At 52.9% G+C, this 3,791-nt stretch carries 3 protein-coding genes; all 3 read left to right on the top strand.

Going from position 1 to position 3,791, the window contains the following annotated elements; all coding sequences use genetic code 11:
- Positions 1–167: 167 nt before the first annotated feature.
- Entirely contained in the window at positions 168–1,184 is a 1,017-nt protein-coding gene (locus tag ACYC56_RS13180) for an alanine racemase (RefSeq protein WP_461374634.1), read from the top strand.
- A gap of 78 nt (positions 1,185–1,262) precedes the next feature.
- The gene (gene glmM / locus ACYC56_RS13175) at positions 1,263–2,594 is read left to right on the top strand and encodes a phosphoglucosamine mutase (protein WP_461374633.1); all 1,332 of its coding nucleotides are present in this window, start codon (positions 1,263–1,265) and stop codon (positions 2,592–2,594) included.
- A 431-nt stretch (positions 2,595–3,025) separates the two neighbouring features.
- Positions 3,026–3,791: glutamine--fructose-6-phosphate aminotransferase (locus ACYC56_RS13170; protein WP_461374632.1), on the top strand; the 766-nt coding region annotated here is incomplete at its 3' end.

Here is a 3,791-nt window from a genome sequence, read left to right as displayed (position 1 = left end):
AAGAATGTCGGAAAGCCGTATGAGGGAAAACCTCACGTACGGTTTGATGAGGAGGGGCTGGTTGGTTCCAGCCCTTCACTCTATTTGAGCTTGGTTCTGCAGTTAGGAAATGCAGACGTTATCAATAATTGGGTGGCCGGCGACTAGAGGGAAGCCAGGGGTGATTTTTGCTGCAGCCGTCTGTTTCTATAGATCTCGCTAAAATTCAACATAACGCGCGGGTGCTTACGTCTACCTGTAACGCCAACGGCATTGAGGTCGTCGGGGTTGTTAAGGCGTGTTTGGGGAACCCTGATGTGGCCGGGGCGATGGTTGCCGGTGGAGTTTCCGCTATCGCCGATTCCAGGCTGCAAAACCTGGAACGCCTGCTTGATGTCAATTCGCCTCGCATGATGTTAAGGCAACCGATGACCTGGGAGATTCCTCGTGCGGTCGAGATAACGGATATGTGCCTCGTATCCGAGATTGAAACGATTAAACGGCTCTCTGCTACGGCTACGGCACTTCGCAAAGAATATAAGGTCATAGTGATGGTCGAGGCCGGTGACCTGCGCGAGGGCGTGCTTCCCGGTGACCTCCTTGGCTTTATGCGTAAGGCGCTACGATTTCCGTGGATACGGCTTGGGGGAATCGGCTCGAACGTGGCCTGCTTGCAGGGAGTCTCCCCTACACCTGCAATGCTTGAGCTTCTGGTTGAGAGTGCCGCCGACCTACGGGAGCGCCTGGATATCGAGCTTCCAATCGTCTCCGGCGGCAACTCGAGTATCTGGAAGCTCATAGAGGCTGGAACGGCGCCTCCCGGCGTTAACCAGGCCAGGCTGGGGGAGGCGATTCTTTTAGGACAGGAGACGGTGGACCTTGATCCGATCCCACACACCTATCAGGATGCGATAATCCTGGAGGCGGAGATTCTAGAGATAAAGGAAAAGCCGACAGAGCAGTCCGACGGCCTGCATAAAAGGGTGATTCTCGCGATTGGATTACAGGATATCTGCCGGGGGGCGCTTACGCCGCTCGATATAAAAGCGAAGAGTTTAAGGAGAAGCAGCGACCACCTTGTCGTCGATGTGACCGAATCCGAACACGCATATAGGATCGGTGACGCCATGACGTTTATCCCCGGCTACGAGGCGATGCTTGCCGCTATGACGTCCCCTTTTATTGCAAAATCGTATACTTCTTAGCTGGGAATCTTTGTCACGGAAAAGCCATAAATGATATACTAAAGCGACCGTTAAAAATTACTTGCCTGGAGGTGGCATTTGACGAGGCTTTTTGGAACCGACGGCGTTCGGGGAATCGCAAACAAAGACCTTACCGCCGAGCTGGCGTTTAAAATCGGCCAGGCCGGGGCGACCGTTCTTAGCAAGGGTAAGGGCGGGGTCTTTATTATAGGAAAAGATACCAGGATATCGGGGGCCATGTTTGAAGCGGCGCTTGCCGCAGGTATCTGCTCTGTCGGCTCCAATGTGCTCAACGTTGGGGTTTTACCGACCCCAGCCATCGCATATCTTGCCAAAGCCCTTAAAGCCGACGGTGGGGTAGTGATCTCCGCGTCGCATAATCCCGCCGAATATAACGGCATCAAGTTCTTCGGACCCGACGGCTTTAAGTTACCCGACCAGGTAGAAGATGATATACAAGCGAATTTAGACTCAGAAAAAGACCTTCCCACAGGCCCGAGCATCGGTACGGTTAGAGTCGATGAAAAAGCGGCAGACCTTTATGTCGATCATGTTGTTAGCACGGTTACCGGCAGCCTAGAGGGGCTCAAAGTGGCGATCGATTGCGGGCACGGAGCGGCGTATCAGGTATCGCCACTTGTCTTCCGCCAGCTTGGGGCCGAAGTAAAAGCGGTAAATACCAGTCCAAATGGTACAAACATAAACCTGGGCTGCGGTTCGACCTATGTAGATTACATCCAGGAGATAGTGGCGTCACATGATGTTAACGTTGGTTTTGCGCATGACGGTGATGCCGATAGGGTAATCGCGGTCGATGAGAACGGCGAGGTAGTAGACGGCGACTTTATTATGGCTATCTGCGCGACCCATCTCAAGGAGTGCGGCATGCTTCCTGAGAGCACTGTCGTTACGACGGTTATGGCTAATTTGGGTTTTGATATCGCCATGAAAAAGCACGGAATCGACACCATTAAGACCAAGGTCGGGGACCGCTACGTCCTTGAAGAGATGCTTGCGCGAAACATAAACATCGGCGGCGAACAATCCGGCCATATTATATTCCTGGAGCATACCACGACAGGTGATGGCATCATAACCGCTCTGCAGCTTGCGTCCGTTATGGTCCAGACCGGCAAGAAGCTCTCCGAGTTGAAGAAGATCATGGAGAAACTTCCCCAGGTTCTGGTTAACGTCAACGTAAAAAGGATACATGGGTGGCAGGAGATCGGGACTATTAGAGAAGGTATCGCAAAGGCCGAAGCCGAGCTTCAAGACCGGGGCAGGATATTGGTGCGACCATCCGGCACCGAGCCGCTTATCCGCGTTATGGTCGAGAGCGATACCAGCGACAACGCGGGTTTTATCGCCCACAATATCGCGAATATCATCCGGCAGGAAATCGGATTCTAACATGAGAAACCGTATCGCGGCTATGACCGGTAGGCCGATTAGGGTATAATGGTATACGGTGATACGTATGGTAAGAAGCGCTGGTCGAAGGGAGGCATTAAACAAACTGTCGGCAATTGAATAGGGGTAACAACACGAGCGCCAGAACTGCCTAGTTTAGGGCAGTTGACGAGGGAGAGGTTAATCGAAAGTTTCATTCGGCGGATGCCTCTCGGCGGACCACGGTCGTAATGGTATTGACAAAACCGGAGGGCAACCCCCGGGACAAAGCGGTGCCAGAGTGGCAAAGGACCGGCACAGATGTGCCTCAGCCGGGGCCTTTTCTAAAATCCCCTATTGCAGTCTATTGCAGTACTAATTGTAGTAACCCTATTAATATGTCCTGGTTCATGTCGTGATATTAATCATCGGCTTTCAAGAAGGGAGAACCTATGTGTGGAATAGTTGGGTGTATCGGTCAGAGAGATACCGTACCCATGTTGATCAATGGTCTTAAACGCCTGGAATACAGGGGATATGACTCCGCAGGAATCGCAGTGGTAAATGGCGGGATAAGCGTTGTGCGCCGTCTCGGTAAGCTGCAAGAGCTTGAGGACGCCCTCCTTACCGGAGCCCCCTCGGGGCAGATCGGTATCGGTCACACCCGGTGGGCGACCCACGGAAAACCTTCCGAGGAAAACGCCCATCCACATCTTGATTGTACGGGGGACCTGGCCGTCGTCCACAACGGCATCATCGAAAACTACATAGCCTTAAAAGAAGAACTCCAAGCAAGGGGACATACGTTTGGCTCCGAAACCGACACCGAGGTCATCGCCCATCTTGTCGAGGAAAAATACGATGGAAACCTGCTCGAAGCGGTTAAAGCGGCAATAAAGGAACTTAGGGGCTCGTTTGCCCTGGCGGTTATCAGCAAGCACGAGCCGGATAGAATCATCGCCGCCCGAAAGGACAGCCCGTTGATTCTCGGGATCGGCGAGGGCGAGAACTTTATCGCCTCGGACGTGCCCGCAGTCCTCGGCTCCACGAGAAGCGTTATCTTTCTCGACAACGATGAGATAGCCGAAGTCACCTGCGATAGCGTAAAGATCACGACGTTCGACGACATCGCCGTCGACCGTGAGATATTTACCGTTAATTGGGATGACGAAGCGGCCGAGAAGTGCGGCTACGAGGACTTTATGCTAAAAGAGATAA

This window comes from Candidatus Aquicultor sp., assembly GCF_054640775.1.
The sequence above is the reverse complement of the archived record's forward strand: the minus strand, read 5'-3'. Positions and strand labels throughout refer to the sequence as shown.